The sequence below is a fragment of the Desulfoglaeba alkanexedens ALDC genome, assembly GCF_005377625.1.
Taxonomy (GTDB): domain Bacteria; phylum Desulfobacterota; class Syntrophobacteria; order Syntrophobacterales; family DSM-9756; genus Desulfoglaeba; species Desulfoglaeba alkanexedens.
This window is the reverse complement of the sequence record NZ_CP040098.1, coordinates 950,170-970,907: the sequence shown is the minus strand read 5'-3', so window position 1 is coordinate 970,907 and position 20,738 is coordinate 950,170. Positions and strand designations below refer to the sequence as shown.

Here is a 20,738-nt window from a genome sequence, read left to right as displayed (position 1 = left end):
CCGAGACGGCCGAGGGCGTATCATGGGTCTTAATCGGCAGAACAAGGTTGGGGCGATTTCTTCGCCGCCCCGTTCATGATGAGAGATCGGTCCTTAAGTCGGTAGCGTGTGGCCGGCCCGCGACCGGTTTTAACCAGGACGCCCTTGGTCACCAGATCCTGGAGGTCGTACAGGGCGGTCCGTGCAGGCAGTCCGTCGCCCACTTCCCGCTGGTATTCGGCCCGGCTGATTTCCCCTTTTTGCAAGAGCAACGGGATGACCCGGGCCTGTCGTACATTCAAGGAGACGCCTGCTGTTTCGTCCGCTTGGGCGCATGTAGGCGCATCCCTGGGGGCGGGCGAGGGCGAGGCGGGAGTCGGCGGCTCCGGTTCAGGGGCGAAGTCTCCGAGTTGCAGATCCTGCACGTGAATGAGAGATCCTTCCACCATGGCCACGGCCCGGGTGATGCAGTTTTGAAGCTCGCGGACGTTTCCTGGCCAGTCGTATGCCTTCAATCGTTCCAGTGCTCCGCGGCTGAGCCCGATCTCCTGCCGATTCATCCGAGCTTCGGCTTCCTTGAGGAAGTGGTGGGCGAGGAGCGGGATGTCCTCTCTGTGCTCGCGAAGCGGCGGAGTGTGGACGGTGATGACGTTCAGCCGATAATAGAGGTCTTCACGAAAAACGCCCTTCTCCACCAGGTCCTTCAGGTCCTGGTTGGTGGCGGCGATGAGGCGTACATCCACGTCGTATTCGACGTCGCTGCCCAGCGGATGAATCTTGCGCATGGCCACAGCCCGAAGCAAAGCCTGTTGCACCTTGGGAGAAGCGGTACCAACCTCGTCCAGGAAGAGGGTTCCGCCGTGGGCTGTGAGAAAAGCCCCTTTACGGTCTGTTCTGGCGTCGGAGAAGGCGCCTCTCACGTGACCGAAGAGGGCGTCGAGGAGGAGATTCTCGTCCAGAGCGCCGCAGTTTATGGAGATGAAGGGCTTGTGCCGCCTGCGGCTCAGCTTGTGAATGGCTTCGGCGGCCAACTGCTTTCCGGTTCCCGTTTCTCCAATGATCAGAACGTCTGCATCCACCGCGGCGGCTTTTCCGATCTCTTCGCGCAAAGAGGCAACAGCCGGGCTGGCGCCCACGATTTCCCGGATCAGGACGCCGGGGTCCGCCGTTCCCAATGCCGGGGGATCCTCGTCGAAGACGGCCCGTTCCCGTTGGGCCGCTTGTTGGAGTCGGCGGTCGCGGTCGCGGATTTCTTCGATCTGATCCCGTATGGTGGAAATCATGTTGTTTATGGAGAACTTGAGGAAACTGGTTTCGTAGTCGTGGGTGGGAAGATCTAAAGGCTTCAGCTCCCCGGTTTCCTGAATATGATTGACGGCGGCCGCGAGTTCGAAGATCGGGCGCGTGATCAGGCGGCTCAACAGCCAGATCAGCAACGTTACGAGGACGGTGGACGAAAGCAGGATCACGAAGATGACGTCGATCTGCCGGTAGCCGGCAAAGAGACCCAGTCGGCTCCGGTCCACGAAGGCCACGCCGCCGATCACCCGCCCCTTTCCCTTTGCGGACGGCAGGTGCACCGGGGCGTATCCCACGTAGACCTCGTCCACGGCCGACTCAGAAGCATCATTTACATTTAACGTAAGGATCCCATGGCGGCCGCGCGAAATATCCTCGATCATTTTCCAATAAGCGCAGTGGCAGGGTGCCGGCCGGAAGGCTCCGGGAAGCCCCGGTTTTCCAAAGGTTCCCGAGAATCCGCTCCGGGCGGTGTCCGTGGCCAGCGGCCGCGGCGGCCCTTCCGGTTCCTCCGACTGAAACAGGATCCATCCCTCGGTGTCGACGAAATAACAGTAGCGTACTTCGGGACTCCTTACGTAGGCGAAAATCGGGGATTTGGAAGAATTGTAAAGAGAAAGAATATCTCGGAATCTTCGCGCGTCCACGCCGAGGATCAAGAAGCCGGCCCGTTTGCCGTCGTTTCCAGCAACGGGCGTCGCTAGGCGCAGCACCGCGCGGCTGCGGGTCAGGCCGTTCCATTCCTCGGCGTCGAGCGGATAGTGGCTCTCAAAGACCTCGGAAAGGTGGATCTCCCCCACGGCGAGCTCCCCGGCCTCCTCCAGGATCTCGTAAGGGTTCGGCCTCACTTGAGCGATCTCATGGACGGCCGGCACATGGAGATCCTCGCCGGTGTCGAAGGCGAACCAGGACTTCTCGCCGGGGCGCTCGGAAAGGTAGGCCAGTTCCGCATAGGTCCAGCCCCTGATCGCCCGGGTCGAGGCCCAAAAACGCTCCAGTGTTTCGAAGTCGGCCGGCCCTTCCGACAGCCGCAGCAGGTCCTCACGGCACCGCGCCAGGAAGCTTTCACACTCGTGGGCCAAGGCCAAGGTCTGGAGGCGCACCGTGCGCTGGACGGCTTCCGTCAGGAACTGGTTGGCGAACCAGTTGGTCACGAAACCAGTCCCCACCAGGATGACGATCGTTGACGGGACCAGCGCCGCCAGAAGCTTGGTTCGAATTCTCAAAGATTGAAAGAGCGACCCCGGACGGAACAAGGAGAACCCGCCGTTGAATAGCCTCAGTATGCCCATCGATTCCCGCCTCTATGTGGGAGCGCCTGTCGAAGGTGCTGCTCCGTTCAGGGTCTGTTCGTGAAAGGAAGCTTTTCTCTCATCCCCTTCCCCTCCCCTTGTGGGAGGGGATTAAGGGGAGGGGGGAGAAGGGGATTTTTTGACCTTCGTTAACCTTTTTGCTTAAGGTCTCGACTTTAGAACGCTACCCGCCCTTTATTGGCAGAGGCAAAGGACGTGCCGTTTCACCATGTCGGTCCACTTTGCATTCGATTGAAATCATTGAATAAACTAATTTGCTCTCATGCGGCCCGTTCTTCCATCGACGCCCGCCGTTAAGTTTTTTTACGGTCGGCGGACTTTGCCGGCTCGACGGCCCCGAAGATCCGCTCTTTCTTCCCGGTTGTGAAATCCCTTCGCATCGTCCCGGCCGGATGGTCGGCGCCTGCTGTCACGCAAACGGCCCGTGGTTTTGCGCCGCTGGATGAGCCGTGGCCGATGCGCGATTGCGTTGAGAGAGGTGGCGCGATCCCTCCGGGCCGGCGGGATGGTTAGCCGGAGGCAGCCCCGGAAGGCCCATAAATCATGGCATTCAGAACCATCGCGCAAAGGGTGGCGCGATGGGCTGGCACGGAAGTTGACTAGTGAGGGGGTGAACCGGCAAGGCCGCGCCCATGGGGGAAGGCCCGAAAACGGGCACGGAATAACGCCCCGCTGGGTGGCGTGCCGGCGGAAAGGGTGCCGACGGCGTCGGTGTCTAACAGGTGAAGTGGAGGAAGGGAATTGGACCGCGCGAAGGCAAAGGCTTCAAAGACCCATCATCCGAAACGAAAGAGGAGGATCGCCATGAAACGTGTTCTGGGAAGATGGTTGGGAATCTTTATGGCTCTCTACCTGCTCATCCCCGAAATGGTGTGGGCGGCGGGAGGCAAGGCGGCGCCGCTGGTCGTGGTGGCGGATACGCGCCGGATATCGGGCGGCATCATGAAGTATTTCGCTGATCTCTACAACACCAACATTCTGCTCTTCGCCGTCTGGGCGGTGGTGCTCACGGCCGCCTACGGTTGTTTCCTGGGCCTATTGATGGATTTTATCATGAGGCGAACCGGGCTGGACCTGAGGTCGCGGAAGATCGTCGAACATTGAAAGCCGGCTGGAGTCCGGGACAATCATTCCTCGAAAAATTGTTTCGGTCTGGAGAGAAAGGAGAGCGATCATGGATTGGCTTTACATGTATATGCCCATTGCAGGGGTGGAAATCTTCTGGCCCGGCCTCGTGCTCCTCGGATTTTCCGTGGGCGTCATCGGCGGCTTCTTCGGTATGGGAGGCGCCTGGATGGTCACCCCGGGCCTCAACATCCTGGGTTTCCCCATGGCCTTCGCCATCGGCACCGATATCGCACACATCGCCGGCAAATCGATGGTTTCCACCTTCCGCCATTCCAAGTTTGGTAACGTGGACTATAAGCTGGGAATCGTGATGCTGGTTGGCACTATGGTCGGCATCGAATGCGGTGCCCAAATCGTCATGTGGCTGGAACGGATCGGCCGAGTAGGCAGTGTGGTCCGGTGGGTTTACGTGGTGTTTCTCTTCCTGATCGCCACCATGGTCTTCTACGATTACTATAAAGCGGTACAGAAGAAGAAGGTCGGCATTGTGGATGGCGACAAGGGCACCGAGGGTGTGACCTGGTACCGCACGTTCCACAAGATCAAGATCCCCCCCGTGATGCATTTCAAGGCTGCAGGATTTACGTGTTCGGCGTGGGTTCCCATTGGGGTGAGTTTTCTCACGGGGGTGCTGGCGGGTTTTCTGGGGATCGGCGGCGGTTTGCTGCGCATGCCGGCCTTGATCTACCTCATCGGCTGCCCTACCCATATCGCCGTGGGAACCGACCTCTTCGAAGTGATGATTTCGGGTCTCTACGGGGCGTTCACCTATACCTTGAAGGGCCGCATCGAGCTGGTGGCGGTGTTTGTGATGCTGACCGGGGCCGCCATTGGGGCGCAGATCGGCACCGTGGCGACCAAGTACTCCAAGGGTTACGGCATCCGAGTGGCTTTCGGCTGCGCCGTGCTGGCTTGCATGGTTTCCATCATCCTCAAGCAGTACGGTTTTGATGCCGCCGCCACGGTGGTCATCTATGGGGCGATTAGCCTGATCTGCCTTTACATCATCGTGGTCATGTTCAAGGGGGCCGCGGCGGAGTTGCGCGAGAAGAAGCTGCGCCAAGAGGGGGTGCATTGAAGACGTTGACCTTGGGCGGCTCCCCTTCCACCGGGGAGCCGCCGCTGACCGTAAGAAAAGGAGTGTCCGATGTTGAGAAAACTTTCCATGGCCGGTGTTCTGCTGATCGCGGTCGCCTTTTGCTTCGCGGGTTGGGCCGTGGCGGCCGATGTGGTCCAGGGCAAGTGCGTCGAGGTGAGGGCAGCGGAAAAGACGCTGGTGATCGAAGAATATGACGTGAACTTCAGTGACGAGCATCCTTACGGGCGGTCGACCGGAGTGGTGAACGAGTACCTTATAGATAAGGCTTTGGTGGGGATTCCTCCGGAGCCGGGCGATATCCTCCGTATTGCCTATGAGGTGCGGGGGACGGACCGAGTCGCCCTCAAGGTGATGAACGTTTCCAAGCAGGACCTGAGGAAGAAGTAGGCAAGCCATCGGCGAGGACTTTGTTTCGCTTGAATGCATTCCTGCTCACGCCGGGGGGATTGCTGCCGGGCGGAGATCCCCCGCCTCCAACCTCCCCCTCCCCGCTCCAAGGGAGGGGGGCCTTGGGAACGGGCATCGACACTTTGAAAGGCCGCTTGGGAGTGGGCGGGCCGCAAACGGACGAGGAATGGCATGAACGTCAAACAGAAAATCGTCGTACTGGTGATGGATCTTCTGCTGCTGGTGGAACTGACCTGGAGCATCTACCTGGGTCATGGAAGGGGCGACGAGATGACCGCCGTGTTCCTTCGGACGTTTCTCCCCTTGGCTCTTGTGACGGTGGTGTCTGCGCGGCTGCTCGTCAGAAGGTGGCGAGCGGTGCCGGTTGCGGGGGAACTTGAGTGAGGGGCCGGGTGGAATCCTCCGCATCCCGGATCGCCTTGGTCCATGGGGTGGGAGCGTTTCTGGGATGCTTGTTCCTGGCGTCGATCCTGGACAGTTGCGTTGCCGGGTACCTGGAACCCAAGCGCGAAGTGCGGCTTCTTGCCGGATCGACCGTGCTCGTCTCGGGCAAGGCGGAGATCCGGATCCCCGAACTGAACTGGCTCACTTACGAGTCGGAATCGCCCGAAATCGCCGTAGATTTCGTGGAATGTCAGGGAAGGCTCTGGAGGGCGAAGGTTGAAGCGTCTGATATCGCGGCGCCGGGCTCCTACGCGGTTCGAATCTTCCTGCACGGGGAAGACGAAGAAGAGGCAAGAGAAAATCCGGTGTACACCGTCCGGGTCTTTGCCGACGAAGCGGCGCTGCGCAGCAGTGAAACCTCTCTTTTCCGGAGGTATGCAGGCGTTTCGCCCATGGCGGTCACCGCCTTCAGTTTCCCGCTGATGCTCGTGTGCCTCGGCATGTCCCATCGCCTTTGGTCTCAACAGGAGTCGCTGCTTCATCGGAAGGGCATCGGTGCAGTCTTCCGGGCGAAAAAGGTCAAGGAAGGATGGGAAATTGCCTTTGCACTGGGCCGGGATGACGGCATCAGGCCGGGAGACACCCTCGAGATCCTGGACCGTCACGGCCGGCCGGCGGGAAGGGCCCGGGTGACCTCCGCGGGCGCTTCGGATTCCATCGCCTGCGTTTCGGGGTCCGCTTCCCTCCCCACCGACGCATACGTCCGCCTGGTGAATGCCCCCTCGGAAGATTCCGATTGACGAACCGTAAAGTTTCCTGACAGTTCATCCCCTCCCCATCTCATCATCACTGCCACACCCACAGGCTTGCACCGCAGAGAATACGAGGCTTCTAGAAGGAAGGCCGCCCTTTTCCGCCTTGGCACACCGATTGCCCTTTCGTAGACACGGCATTGCGAGACGTCGACGGCAGGGGAGCGGTGGCCTGCGGCGGACCTTCGAGCCGAACATGCGGGCAGGAAAGAAATGACGGATGCTTTCAGAATCCTGGTGACAGATCGCAACCGGCATGTTCGCGACTTTCTCAAACGAGAATTGGGGCGGGAGGGCTACGAGGTGATTCTGGCCAGAGACGGGACGGACCTGATCCGCCTGCTTAATTCCCACGACCGGTGCGATCTTCTCGTTTTGGATACCGAGATCGCCTTCGGCTGCAGCCTCGCCTTGATCGAAAGCCTCGTGGCCCGGCGGCCGGCGCTTCCTATCGTGATCCACTCCTTCGCCGCCGAGCAGGAGGATCCGGAAGTGGTGCGACATGCAGCGGCGCTGGTTACCAAGGGAGGCAATGCGGAAAGGCTCAAGGCGGCCGTAGCGGGGGTGCTGGCGCAGGTTTACCCCGGCCGTGGATCGCGAAGGGACGGAGCCGACCGCTGACGAAGGCGAAGAGAAGAGGGCTGACTGCTGATGGAGCGGGCGACGGATGGCGGACATGAGTGAAGACAAGTACTACCGGTCTTTGACCCGGAGCATTGTCTTGATCATCATTGTGGTTTCGTGCACGCCGCTGCTTCTTATCGCGGCCATCGCCGGCTATCAGTTTCAGACCGCTTACAAACACAAGGTCATGGATCATCTGGCGGCCCTGGTGGAAAGACATCGGGAAAACATCGACAGTTTCCTGCGGGAGAAACTCGCCGACATCCGGGTGATCGGTTCGATCTACTCCCCTGAGCAGTTGAGCGACGAAAGGGTCTTGGAGAATCTGCTGCAGTCGCTGCAAGAGCACCATGGCGGGACGTTTGTTGACCTGGGGTTTGTCAATGAGGAAGGGGTTCAGGTGGCTTATGCGGGGCCTTTCAAGCTGAGGCGTGTCAATTACGCCGATGCCCAGTGGTTTCTGCGGGCGATGTCCAATCCGTACACCATCAGCGACGTGTTTCTGGGGGTGCGGGGCCTGCCGCACTTTATCGTCGCCATCCGCGTGGGAGGCGACGGCGCTTCCTGGATTCTTCGCTCCACCATCGATTTTGTTCATTTCAACCGCTTGGTGGAAAACCTCAGGGTCGGGAAGACAGGGCATGCCGTCATCATCAACCGAGACGGGGAATTGCAGACCCAGTCCGTCGACAAGCCCGCGCTGTTACCGGAAAAGTTCGTGGAGTTGTTCGAAGGGCGGCCAGAGCAGACGATTTCGCTGATGCCCGGTGAAGGGCTGTCGGCGCCGCCCGGATACGAGTCCTTTAGATTGGAACGGCATCCTGATGTGAAGATCTTCGAGGATCGAAACCCGACGACCCATTCCGAAACGATTTATCTCGCCACCGTCCTGAAGAACGGGGACTGGATCCTGGTGTTTCAGCAGAGCGTTCACGACGCATTCAGGGATCTTTATGAAGCGCGGAGCATCACTGTGGGTCTCATCATCCTGAGCGCCTGCATGATCGGCGGTATGGCCGTCTATCTCGCGAGAAGGACGGTGAAACGGATCGTCCAGGCGGATCGGGAAAAAGAGATGATGAACGAGCAGATCATCGAAGCGGGGAAGCTGGCTTCGGTGGGCGAGCTGGCGGCGGGGATCGCTCACGAGATCAACAACCCGGTGGCCATCATGGTGGAGGAGGCGGGGTGGGTGGAGGATCTGCTGGAGGAACTACGGGCGGAAAGTACGGAAACCTTGGAGGAAGTCCGTCGCGCTCTGACGCAGATCAAGACCCAGGGGGCTCGCTGCAAGGAAATCACCCACAAGTTGTTGAGTTTTGCGAGGCGGACGGATCCCAAGGTCCAGGTGGTGTCGATCAACGAACTGGTGCAGGAAGTGGTGGGCCTTTCGGAACAGCGCGCCCGATTCGCCAATATCCGGATTCGGACGCACCTCACCCCTGAGCTCCCGCCCATCGCCGTGTCCCCGTCCGAAATGCAGCAGGTACTCCTGAATCTCATCAACAACGCCATCGACGCCATGGAGCGTAAAGGGGGGGCCATCGACATCACCACCCGGTTGGAAGACGGATTCCTGGTGGTGGATGTGGCGGATACGGGCGAAGGGATTCCCAAGGCGAATCTGCAGCGCATCTTCGATCCTTTCTTCACAACGAAGCCTGTAGGGAAAGGGACGGGCCTGGGGCTGTCCATCTGCTATGGGATCGTCAAGAAGATGGGCGGCGACATAACGGTCAACAGCGCTGTGGGGTTAGGGACGACCTTTCATATTCACCTTCCCGTGGCGGGAGGGGGCAGCCTGGCGGCGTCCGAACCCGATCGATGACGGCTTCGGGACGGCACCTCGTGACGGCGACCGAAAGAACAGCGAAGGACGGAGGGCGAGATGAAAGACATCCGCGTGATGCTGGTGGACGATGAAGTTCCCTTTGTGGACACCATGACCAAGCGGTTGACCAAGCGGGGCTTGGACGTGGTGACGGCTTTCAGCGGGGCGGAAGCCCTGGAAAAGCTCGACGGCATGAAGGGCGTGGACGTGGTCGTCCTGGACGTAAAGATGCCCGGCATGGATGGGATCGAGACGCTCCGGGAGATCAAGAGCCGGTTTCCCCTGCTGGAGGTGATCATGCTTACGGGTCATGCCACCGTGGAAACGGCTATCGAAGGCATGAAGCTTGGAGCCCACGATTACCTGATGAAGCCATGCGATATCGAGGAGCTTTTGGGCAAGGTGAAGGAAGCGAGAGACAAGAAAGCCCGTCATGAACAGAAGATTATCGAAGCCAAGGCTCAGAGCATCGTCCTTCGCCGCGGGGACTGAACGGGGCGGGTCGTCATGGAAAAAGGGAAAGGCAAAGCCACCGGTCCCATCCGGCTGCTCCTGGTGGACGACGAGGTCGGCTACGTGGACGTGCTGAAAAAGCGGATGGCACGAAGAGGGATCGAAGTGACCGCAGCAATCAACGGCACGGCAGGAATCCAGGCACTCCGGCGGCAGCCCTTCGACGTGGCCGTGCTCGATCTGAAGATGGAAGATCTGGACGGGATCGAGGTGCTCAAGATCTTCAAGAAGATGGATCCGGACATGCCGGTCATCATGCTCACCGGCCACGGTTCGGAACAGTCGGCCCGGGAGGGCATGGCACTTGGAGCTTTCGATTACCTGACGAAGCCGTGCGACCTGGCGGAACTCATAGAAAAGATCGAGCAGGCGGTGGAGCGAAGGAGGTGACGGTGGTGGAAGCCATACGAGTGTTGCTCGTCGATGACGAGGCGGAGTTTCTCGAGACGCTCGTTAAGCGCCTGAAGAAGCGCCGCGTGGACGTTCAGGGGGTGAGAAGCGGCGAAGAAGCCCTTGACCTCATCAGGAGGCAGCCGGTGGACGTGGTGGTGTTGGACGTCAAGATGCCCGGCATGGACGGCATCCAAACACTCAAGGCCATCAAGTCCATGAATCCCCTGGTGGAAGTGATCATGCTCACCGGACATGCCAGTGTGGAGGTGGCCATCCAGGGCATGGAACTGGGTGCCTTCGACTACCTGATGAAACCCATGGACATCGATGAACTGCTTTACAAGGTCCAGGACGCCTACAAGAAAAAGGCGCTCCAGGAAAAGCGGATCCAAAGGCGGAAGGAGGTGATCGCTGGGCGGCCTGCATGACGCCGCCGGGAGATGAGGTGCATGGTCGGAGCCTGTCCGAAAGGATTTGGTAGCGTTCTAAAGTGGAGACCTTAAGCAAAAAGGTTAACGAAGGTCAAAAAGTCTCCCTCTCCCTTGATGGGAGAGGGTTGGGGTGAGGGTGAGAAAATTAACGCATGGCAAGCAGTTACATTCCCCTCCCCTTAATCCCCTCCCACAAGGGGAGGGGAAATAGAATTTAGCATCAAATATTAGGTCTATTATTTTCTACGCTACCAAGGATTTAGGGCCGAGCGCCGGGAAGCCGGCGGCGGGCCCCTGCGGTATGAGCCGAATGGAACGTGACCCCATCAACATTTTGAGGAGAGGCGGGAGACGATGAAAAGCGTTCGAAAGATCTACGACCTGTTGCTCATGGCATCCATGGCCCACGCCCGGTGGGACTATGAGGCGTCGATGAACATCCTGAGAAGCCGCAAACGGCTGGCCATCTTGGGACTCCTGGCGCTTCCGGCCGTCCTTCTCTCGGTCGTCTTCGCGGCGGGCGACGGCGACCTGCCGTCCATCCTGGGCGGGAAACACGCATACAGTCCGGCCTATTACACACCCTCCATCTTTCTCGTTTCCATCTTGATCGGGGTGTGTGCCGGGCTCATCACCGGCTGCATCGGAGCCGGAGGCGGGTTCATCATCACGCCGGCCCTCATGAGCGCCGGCATCAAGGGCATCCTTGCCGTCGGGACCGATCTTTTTCACATTTTTGCCAAGGCCATCATGGGGACGGCCGTTCACAAGAAGCTGGGGAATGTCTCGGTGCCTTTGGCCGTCTGGTTTCTCGTGGGATCCGGTATCGGCGTCACCGGAGGCGGCGTCATCAACCGAGCCATCTACGAGAAGAACCCGGTCATGAGCGATACCTTCATCAGCGTGGTCTACGTGGTCCTTCTCGGGTTCCTGGGGATCTACGCGCTTTCCGATTTTCTCAGGCTGCGTAAGAGCGGCGCCGACGTGGGAGCCCATCACGGCGAGAGCCCCCATGGTAAAGAAGCGGCTACCGGCAAGGTGGGTCTGCCCGCCCGCTTGCAAGGCGCGAACCTGCCGCCGATGATCCGCTTCGATGAAGACTTGGTGCCGGGGGGAAAAAAGATCCCCGCTGTGTTCGTGGTGATTGCCGGCGCCCTGGTGGGTTTCGTGGCCGCCATCATGGGTGTGGGCGGCGGCTTCCTCACATTCCCCATTTTCGTTTACATTCTGGGGGTTTCGTCCTTCACCACCGTGGGGACGGACATTCTGCAGATCATCTTCACCGCGGGCTACGCCTCCATCAGCCAGTACGCCATCTATGGGTACATCTTCTACACCCTCGCCATGGGCATGCTCCTGGGATCACTCCTTGGGATTCAACTCGGGGCCCTCACCACCAAGGTCGTGAAGGGGATCTACATCCGGGGTTTCTACGCGGTGGCGATACTGGCCGGATTTATCAATCGGCTTTTCGCCCTTCCCGGGAAGCTGGCCGACATGAAAATCATCACGCTGTCACCTTCGACGGCCAAGTTCATCGCCGTCATCGGCAACTGGGCGTTCTTCATCGTCGTGAGCATTTTCGCCTTCTGGATCATCAGCAAGTTCTTCGCTAACCTCAAGACATTGCGAGGGGAGGCCTGAGATGTTGGTTCGAGACAAGAAAGCGTTTTCCCAGGGAGCCGTTCTTTTGGTGTCCTTCTTGGTGGTGCTGGCGGTCATGTTCATGCCGCTGTTCGGCGGCGAAAACGCCTTCCACGCTTCCGACCGCCTGTTCAACACCATCGCGAAGGGATCCACGTACTACTTCCCCGCCTTGCTGGAAAAGGTGGAAGCCAGGAAAGGCCACACCTTTACCGTGGATGTAGCCATGGCATCCGAAAAGGTGGCGTCTGATGCTCGGAAGGTCTTGATGGAGGGTGGTGCCGAAGTTTGGCAGAATGGAGCTCAGCTCAAGGTCTCCGGCGACCTGGGCCGCTTGGTGGAGGCTGCTCTGAAGGACGCCGAGGCCATGTACTACAACAACGGCCAGGAAGTCTCCGAGCGCTATGGATTCAACGAGCGGGAAGTGCTTTTCGCTTGGTGGTCCTTCATGAAGGCGGCACAGAAGGCCTTCAACGAGCAGGAGGAGTTCAAGCTGGCGTCTTTCCTGGAAGAACCCATCGCTAAAGGGATGGAAGTCGGCTACAATTTTTATGGCATCAGCCCCGAAAAGGCCGCTTCTCGGGCGGGTATTCTCAGCTTCGCTCTGATCTTTTACGTGATCTACACGCTGTGGTGGGGCTATGCGATTTTCCTTCTTTGTGAAGGCTGCGGCCTGGAAATGAAGAAAGCCGCCAAGAAGGAAGTGTGAACCCCTAAGGGAGCCGGTTTGCCGGCGACAGAAGGCGTGTCGGCTCCTGCGGAATAAGCCCCTGGGGATGGGTGGCCATGGGACCATCGGCTGGAGACAGCAATGGCGGTTTTGAGGCCCGTCATGGTTACGGAGCGATGCAACCGAATCCGGTCGGTAGGTCCTGACCGCCGGGCGGGGTGACAAGGTCCGATGATGTGGAAAAGGGAAAGGGCCGGAAAGCTTCGCAAGGCGTTGCGAAAATGGGTGCTCGGAGACGTGGGCCCTTCGACGCCCCCGCCTCCGGAGGAACTGGAGCAGCTGCGGCTCGCTTTCAAGGCCCGATATCATCACTTCAAGCTGTTGCTCAACGCCAACAACCGGGCGCTGGAGGTCATGGCGGAGATGGAAGAGATGATTCGAGGGAATCGTCCGTTCGGCATGACCTTTGTCCGGTCGCGCTGCACCCGGGTGTCCACCAGCGTTTTCCAGATCATCCGGCACCTGGACGCGCTCGCACCTGGCAAATACACGGAACTTTACGACCGGTTCCGAGACATTCAGAAGAAGATCAACCCGTTCATCCACAGTTCGGCTCCTGCAACCCGGGCCGCTCCCCTGGTCGTCGCTCTGGAGGACGTGGGGGCTCATGCCGCGGACTTGGTGGGAGCCAAGATGGCCAACCTGGGGGAGGTCGCCAACCGGCTCGGGTTTCGTGTTCCCCGGGGTTTTGTGGTTACCGCCCGGGGCTACCAGCGTTTCCTTGCTGAAACAGGCCTCCAGGCTGAGATCGACCGGCGCCTTCAGTCCGCGGATGCGGAACGCCTGGACGAACTCTACAGCCTCAGTGCGGACATCCAGCAGCTCATCATCCGTTCCCCCCTGCCTTCAGATCTACGGGAAGCCATCGAAGAACAATTGAAGCTGCTTCAGAATCGAACGGCCGGTCCGGTTCGGCTGGCTCTACGGAGCAGCGCTCTGGGCGAGGATCTTCCGGGCGTCTCCTTTGCGGGCCAGTACCGGTCGGAACTCAACGTCAGTGCCGACAACGTGCTCCAAGCCTACAAAGAAGTCGTAGCCGGCAAGTACGGGCTCACCGCCATGACCTACCGCCTCCACCGCGGCATCCGGGACGAGGACATCGCCATGTGTGTCGGCTGCCTGGAAATGGTGGACGCGGTGGCGAGCGGTGTGCTCTACACGAGAAATCCGTTGAATCTCCGTGAGGACGAACTCGTGATCCATGGGGTCTGGGGCCTTCCGAAGCCGGTGGTGGACGGCAGTGCGGTCTCGGATCTTTTCGTGGTGTCCCGCGAGCCGCCGCACCGTGTGCTGCGGCGCGATATCGCGGACAAGTCGTTGCGATTCGTATGCGATCCCGACGAAGGCGTGTGCCGCCTGGACGTGGTGGGCGCAGAACGGTCTGAGCCTTGCCTCCACGAAGACCAAGCGGCGGCCCTCGCCCGGCTGGCCCTCCGGATCGAGGCCCACTACGGGTCACCGCAGGACATCGAGTGGGCCCTGGACCCTTCCGGAGACTTCGTGGTGCTGCAGAGCCGGCCGCTTCTGCCGACCGGGATGCCGGAGGAGGCGATACGTAGAAACGCCTCGCGACGGGACGCTCCGGTCCTCCTGGAAGGCGGAAGCACTGCGTCTGCCGGCGTCGCGACCGGCACCGCCTTTGTCGTTCAGCGGGACGTGGACGCACTCCAGTTTCCGCCCGGGGGCGTCCTCGTCACCGCTCAGGCCCTCCCGCGCTGGGCCACCCTCCTCGGCCGGGCGGCTGCGGTGGTGAGTGAAAAGGGAAGCGTTGCGGGCCACCTGGCCAACGTTGCGAGAGAGTTCGGCGTACCGGCCCTGTTTGGTGTTCCAGATGCCTGCAGGCGCCTTTCCACCGGACGCATCGTAACGGTGGACGCCGACCAACGGGTGGTCTACGACGGGCGGATTGAAATGCCGGAGATCTCTGAGCGGCCTCAACGAAAGCTCATGGAAGGAAGTCCGGTCCACCGGGCGCTGGAAGGGGCGGCGCGATGGATCGTTCCGCTGAACCTGCTGGACCCGGATTCTCCGGACTTCCGGCCCGGCAACTGCCGCACTTTCCACGATATCACGCGATTCTGCCATGAGAAGGCCGTCTTCGAAATGTTCCGCTTCGGGGAAACACACCACTTCCCCGAGCGATCCAGTAAGCAGCTGGTTTGCGACGTTCCCATGCAGTTCTGGGTGATCAACCTCGATGACGGATTCAAGGCGGAAACCGAAGGGAAGTTTGTATCGCTCGAAAACATCGATTCCATCCCCATGCGGGCGCTCTGGGAGGGAATGGTGGCCGTGCCCTGGCACGGGCCGCCTCCCGTCGATACCCGGGGGTTTCTTTCCGTGCTGTTGGAGGCCACCACCAATCCGGGTCTGGACCCGGCCCTGCATTCGCCTTACGCCATCCGCAATTATTTCATGATCTCTCGGCATTTCTGCAGCCTGCAGTCCCGTTTTGGATTCCACTTTTCCACCGTGGAAGCGCTGGTGAGCGAGCGGGATTCGGAAAATTACGTGAGCTTTCAGTTCAAGGGAGGAGCCGCCAACCTGGATCGCCGGATCATTCGAGCCCGCTTGGTCGCCGGGCTGCTCGAAGAACTGGGATTTCATGCCGAGGTCAAGGAAGACGCCGCGTTCGCCCGGCTGGAAGGCCATGGCCCGTCTTTCATGGTAAGCCGTCTGCGGGCTTTGGGTTATCTGATCATTCATACCCGACAATTGGACATGGTAATGACCGACGGCTATTCCGTGGAGAGGTATCGCAGCCAGATGCTGGATCATCTCCGGCCGCTTGTAGGTGAATGCCTTCAAGTCGCGGCCGGGGACTCCGGGTAAGGAGACGATGGATGGCCGCTCCAAAACCCCCTGGTACCAGGGACATCGTTACGGTGGCCTTCGACGAAAGTCGGTTGACCGAGAGAAACGCCGCCCTTTCGGTCCTGCTTCGCCTGAGCAACGTTCTTGCCGGAGCGACGGATCTCGGCGAGCTGCTCCACGAAGCGCTGGAAGTCGTCTGCGGCCATTTCCAACTGGATACCGCACGTCTGTACCTCTTGGATTCGGAAACGAACACTTTGGTGCTGAAAGCCAGCCGGGGGCTGGATCCCGCCGGCCTGGAAATCGTACGCATGGACGAAGGGTTCTCCGGACGGTCTGCTCGAAACCGTTGCTTAATCGCTCAGAACGTTTCGGACCTGACCGACCGGGAAAGGGCCGCACTCCTTAGCAGTAAAGGATTGAAGGTTGTTGTGTGCGTGCCCATGATTGTCCTGGACAGGGTGGAGGGCGTAATGAATCTGTCGTCTCGGGGGTTTTTCGAACTGGATTCGGAAAAGATCGACCTGCTCATGGTGATGGGGCATCAGATCGGCGCCGCCGTCGCCAATGCCAGGATCATGCGGGAATTGAGCGCCAAGTTGGACAAAGTGCGGGAGCAAAGGGAGACCATCAAGTTCTTCGCCTATTCGGTGAGTCACGATTTGAAGAGCCCGGCGGTGGGCCTTTACGGCCTGACGAAGAGGCTGAAGACCCGTTACGGGGAAAGCCTGGATGAAACGGGGCGCCTCTATTGCGACCAGATCCTCAAGGCGGCGGAAAGGATTGTGACCCTGGTCGAGCAGATCAACACCTACATCACCGCCCGGGAAGTGCCTCGGCCCATGCGGAAGGTTTGTTTGAAGTCGGTGTTGAGCGGGCTTCGGGACGAATTTTCCATAAGGATAAGAGAGCGGGGAGTTCGTTGGGTCGAGCCTCAGGTTCTTCCCGAGGTGGTGGGCGACGAGATGCTCCTTACCCGGGCAGTGCAAAACCTCATCGACAACGCCTTGAAGCACGGCGGCGAGGAGCTCAGGGAGATCCGGTTCGAGTGGCGTGAAGACGAAAGGAGCTACATCTTGGCGATTTCCGACGATGGTGCGGGCATCCGTGAAGACCAAAGGGCGCGGCTCTTCCAGCCATTTCATCGCGGTGCCGCAAAAGGTGTGGAAGGAACGGGGCTGGGGCTCGCCATCCTGAAGGAGGTGGCCAAGAGGCATGGCGGAGAAGTCTGGGTGGAATCGGAGCCGGGCAGGGGAACCACCTTCTTCTTCTCCATTTCGAAACAGCTCGACGCTGCGTGCCGGGAAACCGGGACGGAGGGATCCCGTTGAGCTCGTGGGGTTTCCTCCCTCGTTCTGGTTCTCGCCCCGAACGGACGGGAATGACAAAAGGCTCCGGTTTCGCGTAATGTGCGAAGAGCTCTCGTGGTTGATCGAGCGGCGGCCGGCTTTGCAGGTACGGCCGGCGGAGCGGAGTGTGTTTCCGGGCGGTATCGACGGTTTCTCGGGACATGGCGAAGGGCTGAACGAAAGAAGGCCGTGGCAGGGTCTTGATCTCGAAAAGGAGAGGCGCCCATGGACGAAAGCAAAAAGAGAGTGCTCGTGGCGGTGGATGGTTCGCAAGGTTCCTTCGAAGCGGTTCGTTACGTGAGCGAGCTGCTGCCGCCGGACCGGCTGGAAGTGATGCTCTTTCACGTGGCTACTTCCATTCCGGAAAGCTTTTGGGATATCGAAAGCAATCCGGCGTTTCGTTCGCGGCTGGCTTCCGTACGAGCGTGGGAGATCGGTCAGCGGGCGGCCATGGAAGAGTACCTGGCCAAGGCGAAGAAGCTTCTGGCGGACAGGGGATTTCCCGAAGATGCCGTGACGGCGGAAAGCCGCGAGCGTCAGGTGGGGATCGCTCGCGATATCGTCTTCGAGGCGCAGAAGGGCTACGATGCGGTGGCCGTGGGTCGGCGGGGGATGAGCAACATCCAGGATATCGTCCTGGGAAGCGTCGTCCACAAGCTCCTGGCGCGCCTGGTGACCGTCCCGCTTTGGATCGTCGGGGAATACCAGCGGGGCGAAGGAGCCGTGGTGGCCCTCGATGCGTCCGAAGGCGCCATGAAGGCCGTGGAATATGCCGGCCGGATGTTCGGGGGCACCGAGACGCGCATCATGCTTTTCCACGTGATTCGAGGAGTGGAGTCCTTGATGCAGAGGTACGGACGCTTTTTCGCCCCAGGGGAACAGCGGGACTGGATCGAGAAGGCTGAGGAAGAATTCGAACGCGCCAAGCAGCACATGCACACGGTCTTCGATACCGCCCGCTCTCGGCTCCAAGAAGCCGGGATTCCAGCCGAGCGGATCGAAACGAAGCTGTTGACCGGGGCGGCCAGTCGGGCGGTGGCCATCGTTGAAGAAGCCCGCGCGAGGAATTTCAGCACCATCGTGGTGGGGCGGCGGGGGCTGTCCCGGGTGGAAGAATTCTTCATAGGGCGGGTGAGCAACAAGATTGTCCACATGGCCCGGGACAAGGCCGTCTGGGTGGTGAGCTAGGTCCGTGTCCGAGAATCCGTTTCAGGGCCCTTGTGTAGAAGCCGGCTTGCCGGCGACCCGAATCGTGGCCAACGCCGCTCCTACAAAGGCCTCCTTAGCGGCCAAGACCGCCCCACCAGTGGTGGCAGGGTCTTGATCTCGAAAAGGAGAGGCGCTCATGGACGAAAGCAAAAAGAGAGTGCTCGTGGCGGTGGATGGTTCGCAGGGTTCCTTCGAAGCGGTTCGTTACGTGAGCGAGCTGCTGCCGCCGGACCGGCTGGAAGTGACGCTCTTTCACGTGGTAACTTCCATCCCGGAAAACTTCCGGGACATCGAAGGCAATCCGGCGTTCCGTCCGCGGCTGGCTTCCGTGCGAGCGTGGGAGATCGGCCAGCGGGCGGGCATGGAAGAGTACCTGGCCAAGGCGAAAAAGCTTCTGGCGGACAGGGGATTTCCCGAAGATGCCGTGAGGGCGGAAAGCCGCGAGCGCGAGGTGGGGATCGCTCGCGATATCGTCTTCGAGGCGGAGAAGGGCTACGATGCGGTGGCCGTGGGTCGGCGGGGGATGAGCAACATCCAGGACCTCGTCCTGGGAAGCGTCGTCCAGAAGCTCCTGGCGTGCCTGATGAACATCCCGCTTTGGATCGTCGGGGAATACCAGCGGGGCGAAGGAGCCGTGGTGGCCCTCGATGCGTCCGAAGGCGCCATGAAGGCCGTGGAATACGCCGGCCGGATGTTTGGGGGCACCGAGGCGCGCATCATGCTGTTCCACGTGATTCGAGGAGTGGAGTCCTTGCTGCAAGGGTATGGACTCTTTTTCTCCCCCGGGGAACATCGGGACTGGATCGGGAAGGTTCAGGAAGAATTCGAACGCGCCAAGCAGCACATGCACACGGTCTTTGATACCGCCCGCTCTCGGCTCCAAGAAGCCGGGATTCCGGCCGAGCGGATCGAAACCAAGCTGTTGACCGGGGCGGCCAGTCGGGCGGTGTCCATCGTCGAAGAAGCCCGCGCGAGGAATTTCAGCACCATCGTGGTGGGGCGGCGGGGGCTGTCCCGGGTGGAAGAATTCTTCATAGGGCGGGTGAGCAGCAAGGTTGTCCATATGGCCCGGGACAAGGCCGTCTGGGTGGTGAGCTAGGGCCGTGTCCGAGAACTAAGAATCAACCTTTGGGGCAACGCAATTTCGCACACTTAGCGTACCCAAAACGGCCAAAATCGGCATTCTCGGACAAGCTCCTAGATTCCTTCTATGGCTGACCCTCTGAGTGGTGGATTGGCTGGAGCGGGAGACGGGCTTCGAACCCGCGACCCTCAGCTTGGAAGGCTGATGCTCTAGCCAGCTGAGCTACTCCCGCGTCAATAGTGGCTCCTGTCTAACACGAAACGATTTCCTGTTCAAGTGAAGAAATGGTGCGGCGTCCGCCTGGCTCTTCGCTGTACGCAGAACCTGGCTGAAGTGGCCGGAGCCGCGGCGCCGGCTTCGGTTTTAGGGGCGGCGGGCCCGTAAGCGCTCGTTGTTTTTGCCCGGTATCGACTGGAAAAAATGAACATCGAACATCGAACATCGAACATCGAACGTTCAACATCGAATGAAAAAGGGTGCGGATCTTTTAGAACGACATCCAGGGTGACCCTCTGAGGTAGATCCAGATGGCCTTGAAGCAGCAAGCGCATCAGCTCCGTTTCCCCTCGTTCCCCAGCTCTGGCTTGGGAACGGCCTCACCGAAGCTGGAGCTTGGGAACAAGAAGCAAAAGATCTGCACCCTTCAAAGTTCGACATCGGAGTCTTCGCTGACCTGGTTTTTTCATTCGATGTTCGATGTTGAACCTTCGACGTTCGATGTTGAACGTTCGATGTTCGATGTTCGATGTTCATCTTTAAAAACAACCTAATGGCCTAAATGCAACCCGTGAATATTTACAAAATAACTTAGCGCTTAGGGGCGGCGGGCCCCGGCCCTGGCTGAGGTTTCGAGGAGATGTTCGAGGGGCGGCGGCCGGACGGGGACGGGACCGTCAGGCCGCCGAGGCGCATTCGAGGATCACTCGGTCTTCGCCGTCTTTTTCCTTGAAGTGTACGTTCACCTGTTCTTCCGGAAGCGTGTCCAGCTGAATGCCCACGAACTGGCTGCAGATGGGCAGTTCCCGGTTGCCGCGATCCACCAAGGTCGCCACGCGGACGCGGCTGGGCCTTCCGTAGTCGATGAGCGCGTCCAGGGCGGCCCGGATGGTCCGGCCTGTATAGAGCACGTCATCGACCAGGACCACGTCTTTGTCGTCCATGGAAAAGGGCAGGTTGGTGGAGCGGACTACGGGATGGTGGTGCAGGCGGGTCCAGTCGTCCCGGTAGAGGGTGATGTCCAGGGTCCCCATGGGGAGTGCCAGCTGGAAATCCCGTTCCAGGATGGCACGGAGGCGTCTGGCCAGGTAGACGCCTCCGGTGTGAATCCCGACCAGCACCAGATTTTCCGGATGATCGGCCTGTTCCACGATTTCCGAAGCCAGTCGCTTTAGAGTTCGACCCATGTCTTCCGGGCCCATGATCAAACGCTTGTCCGTTTCCTGCATGGTGCAGCTCCAATGCGCGCCGCCGTACGCGGGTGAAAAAGGAAGGGGCGCCTTCGAGGCACCCCTTTTGCCCTCTCGGGGGTTCGATCCGAATCCATCAGTAACATCTAACACTTCATTAAAGAAGCGCGCCGGACTTGTCAACTCACGAAATCTTCTGCGGGAGGCGACCGTCTGTTTGCTTGACGCCCTCTGGGGCGTCTGTTATCAGTAGCCGCGTTTTGAGGCGCTCATAAGCGGTGGCATGCC

Annotated in this window: 18 protein-coding genes and 1 tRNA gene; 16 read left to right on the top strand and 3 right to left on the bottom strand. The window is 60.0% G+C overall.

The genetic code is table 11. The features are described from left to right. Positions 1-29: 29 nt before the first annotated feature. Positions 30-2,570 (bottom strand): sigma 54-interacting transcriptional regulator, encoded by a 2,541-nt coding sequence (locus FDQ92_RS04615; RefSeq protein ID WP_137423491.1) that lies wholly within the window; start codon positions 2,568-2,570, stop codon positions 30-32. A gap of 825 nt (positions 2,571-3,395) precedes the next feature. Between FDQ92_RS04615 and FDQ92_RS04610 the strand changes: the two genes are divergently transcribed. The 16 genes from FDQ92_RS04610 (at position 3,396) to FDQ92_RS04535 (ending at position 19,059) form a co-directional block, all read left to right on the top strand. Next, on the top strand, positions 3,396-3,695 hold the full coding sequence (locus FDQ92_RS04610) for a DVU0150 family protein (protein ID WP_137423490.1): 300 nt from the start codon (positions 3,396-3,398) through the stop codon (positions 3,693-3,695). A 70-nt stretch (positions 3,696-3,765) separates the two neighbouring features. Further along, positions 3,766-4,797, top strand: a complete 1,032-nt coding sequence (locus FDQ92_RS04605; protein ID WP_137423489.1) for a sulfite exporter TauE/SafE family protein — start codon at positions 3,766-3,768, stop codon at positions 4,795-4,797. Between the two features lie 69 nt (positions 4,798-4,866). After that, complete coding sequence (locus FDQ92_RS04600; RefSeq protein WP_137423488.1) at positions 4,867-5,205, top strand: hypothetical protein; 339 nt, start codon at positions 4,867-4,869, stop codon at positions 5,203-5,205. 192 nt (positions 5,206-5,397) lie between these two features. Next, a complete protein-coding gene (locus FDQ92_RS04595; protein ID WP_137423487.1) occupies positions 5,398-5,610 on the top strand; it encodes a hypothetical protein in 213 nt (70 codons plus the stop codon). Beyond that, the gene (locus FDQ92_RS04590; RefSeq protein ID WP_137423486.1) at positions 5,607-6,410 is read left to right on the top strand and encodes a hypothetical protein; all 804 of its coding nucleotides are present in this window, start codon (positions 5,607-5,609) and stop codon (positions 6,408-6,410) included. The genes FDQ92_RS04595 and FDQ92_RS04590 overlap by 4 nt, the downstream gene beginning before the upstream one ends. A gap of 225 nt (positions 6,411-6,635) precedes the next feature. Next, complete coding sequence (locus FDQ92_RS04585; RefSeq protein ID WP_137423485.1) at positions 6,636-7,043, top strand: response regulator; 408 nt, start codon at positions 6,636-6,638, stop codon at positions 7,041-7,043. A gap of 55 nt (positions 7,044-7,098) precedes the next feature. Beyond that, positions 7,099-8,874 carry a sensor histidine kinase gene (locus FDQ92_RS04580; RefSeq protein ID WP_137423484.1) on the top strand — a complete coding sequence of 592 codons (1,776 nt, stop codon included), beginning with the start codon at positions 7,099-7,101 and terminating at the stop codon, positions 8,872-8,874. A 60-nt stretch (positions 8,875-8,934) separates the two neighbouring features. Continuing rightward, positions 8,935-9,369, top strand: coding sequence for a response regulator (locus tag FDQ92_RS04575; protein WP_137423483.1), 435 nt, complete (start codon positions 8,935-8,937; stop codon positions 9,367-9,369). Positions 9,370-9,384: 15 nt separating this feature from the next. Further along, positions 9,385-9,780 carry a response regulator gene (locus tag FDQ92_RS04570; protein ID WP_137423482.1) on the top strand — a complete coding sequence of 132 codons (396 nt, stop codon included), beginning with the start codon at positions 9,385-9,387 and terminating at the stop codon, positions 9,778-9,780. Between the two features lie 5 nt (positions 9,781-9,785). Beyond that, positions 9,786-10,211, top strand: coding sequence for a response regulator (locus FDQ92_RS04565; protein ID WP_137423481.1), 426 nt, complete (start codon positions 9,786-9,788; stop codon positions 10,209-10,211). 357 nt (positions 10,212-10,568) lie between these two features. Next, positions 10,569-11,858 (top strand): sulfite exporter TauE/SafE family protein, encoded by a 1,290-nt coding sequence (locus FDQ92_RS04560; RefSeq protein WP_137423480.1) that lies wholly within the window; start codon positions 10,569-10,571, stop codon positions 11,856-11,858. Position 11,859: 1 nt separating this feature from the next. Further along, complete coding sequence (locus tag FDQ92_RS04555; protein ID WP_137423479.1) at positions 11,860-12,567, top strand: hypothetical protein; 708 nt, start codon at positions 11,860-11,862, stop codon at positions 12,565-12,567. 192 nt (positions 12,568-12,759) lie between these two features. Beyond that, complete coding sequence (locus FDQ92_RS04550; RefSeq protein WP_211341369.1) at positions 12,760-15,420, top strand: PEP/pyruvate-binding domain-containing protein; 2,661 nt, start codon at positions 12,760-12,762, stop codon at positions 15,418-15,420. Positions 15,421-15,431: 11 nt separating this feature from the next. Further along, positions 15,432-16,733 (top strand): sensor histidine kinase, encoded by a 1,302-nt coding sequence (locus tag FDQ92_RS04545; protein WP_170180190.1) that lies wholly within the window; start codon positions 15,432-15,434, stop codon positions 16,731-16,733. 243 nt (positions 16,734-16,976) lie between these two features. Continuing rightward, positions 16,977-17,939 (top strand): universal stress protein, encoded by a 963-nt coding sequence (locus tag FDQ92_RS04540; protein WP_137423477.1) that lies wholly within the window; start codon positions 16,977-16,979, stop codon positions 17,937-17,939. A 157-nt stretch (positions 17,940-18,096) separates the two neighbouring features. Continuing rightward, positions 18,097-19,059 carry a universal stress protein gene (locus FDQ92_RS04535; RefSeq protein ID WP_137423476.1) on the top strand — a complete coding sequence of 321 codons (963 nt, stop codon included), beginning with the start codon at positions 18,097-18,099 and terminating at the stop codon, positions 19,057-19,059. A 140-nt stretch (positions 19,060-19,199) separates the two neighbouring features. On the opposite strand, the gene FDQ92_RS04530 is transcribed toward FDQ92_RS04535, so the two are convergent. Both FDQ92_RS04530 and pyrR read right to left on the bottom strand, forming a co-directional pair. Continuing rightward, positions 19,200-19,276: transfer RNA gene (locus FDQ92_RS04530), tRNA-Gly, on the bottom strand. A gap of 661 nt (positions 19,277-19,937) precedes the next feature. Next, entirely contained in the window at positions 19,938-20,489 is a 552-nt protein-coding gene (gene pyrR / locus FDQ92_RS04525) for a bifunctional pyr operon transcriptional regulator/uracil phosphoribosyltransferase PyrR (RefSeq protein WP_137423475.1), read from the bottom strand. Between the last annotated feature and the right edge of the window lie 249 nt (positions 20,490-20,738).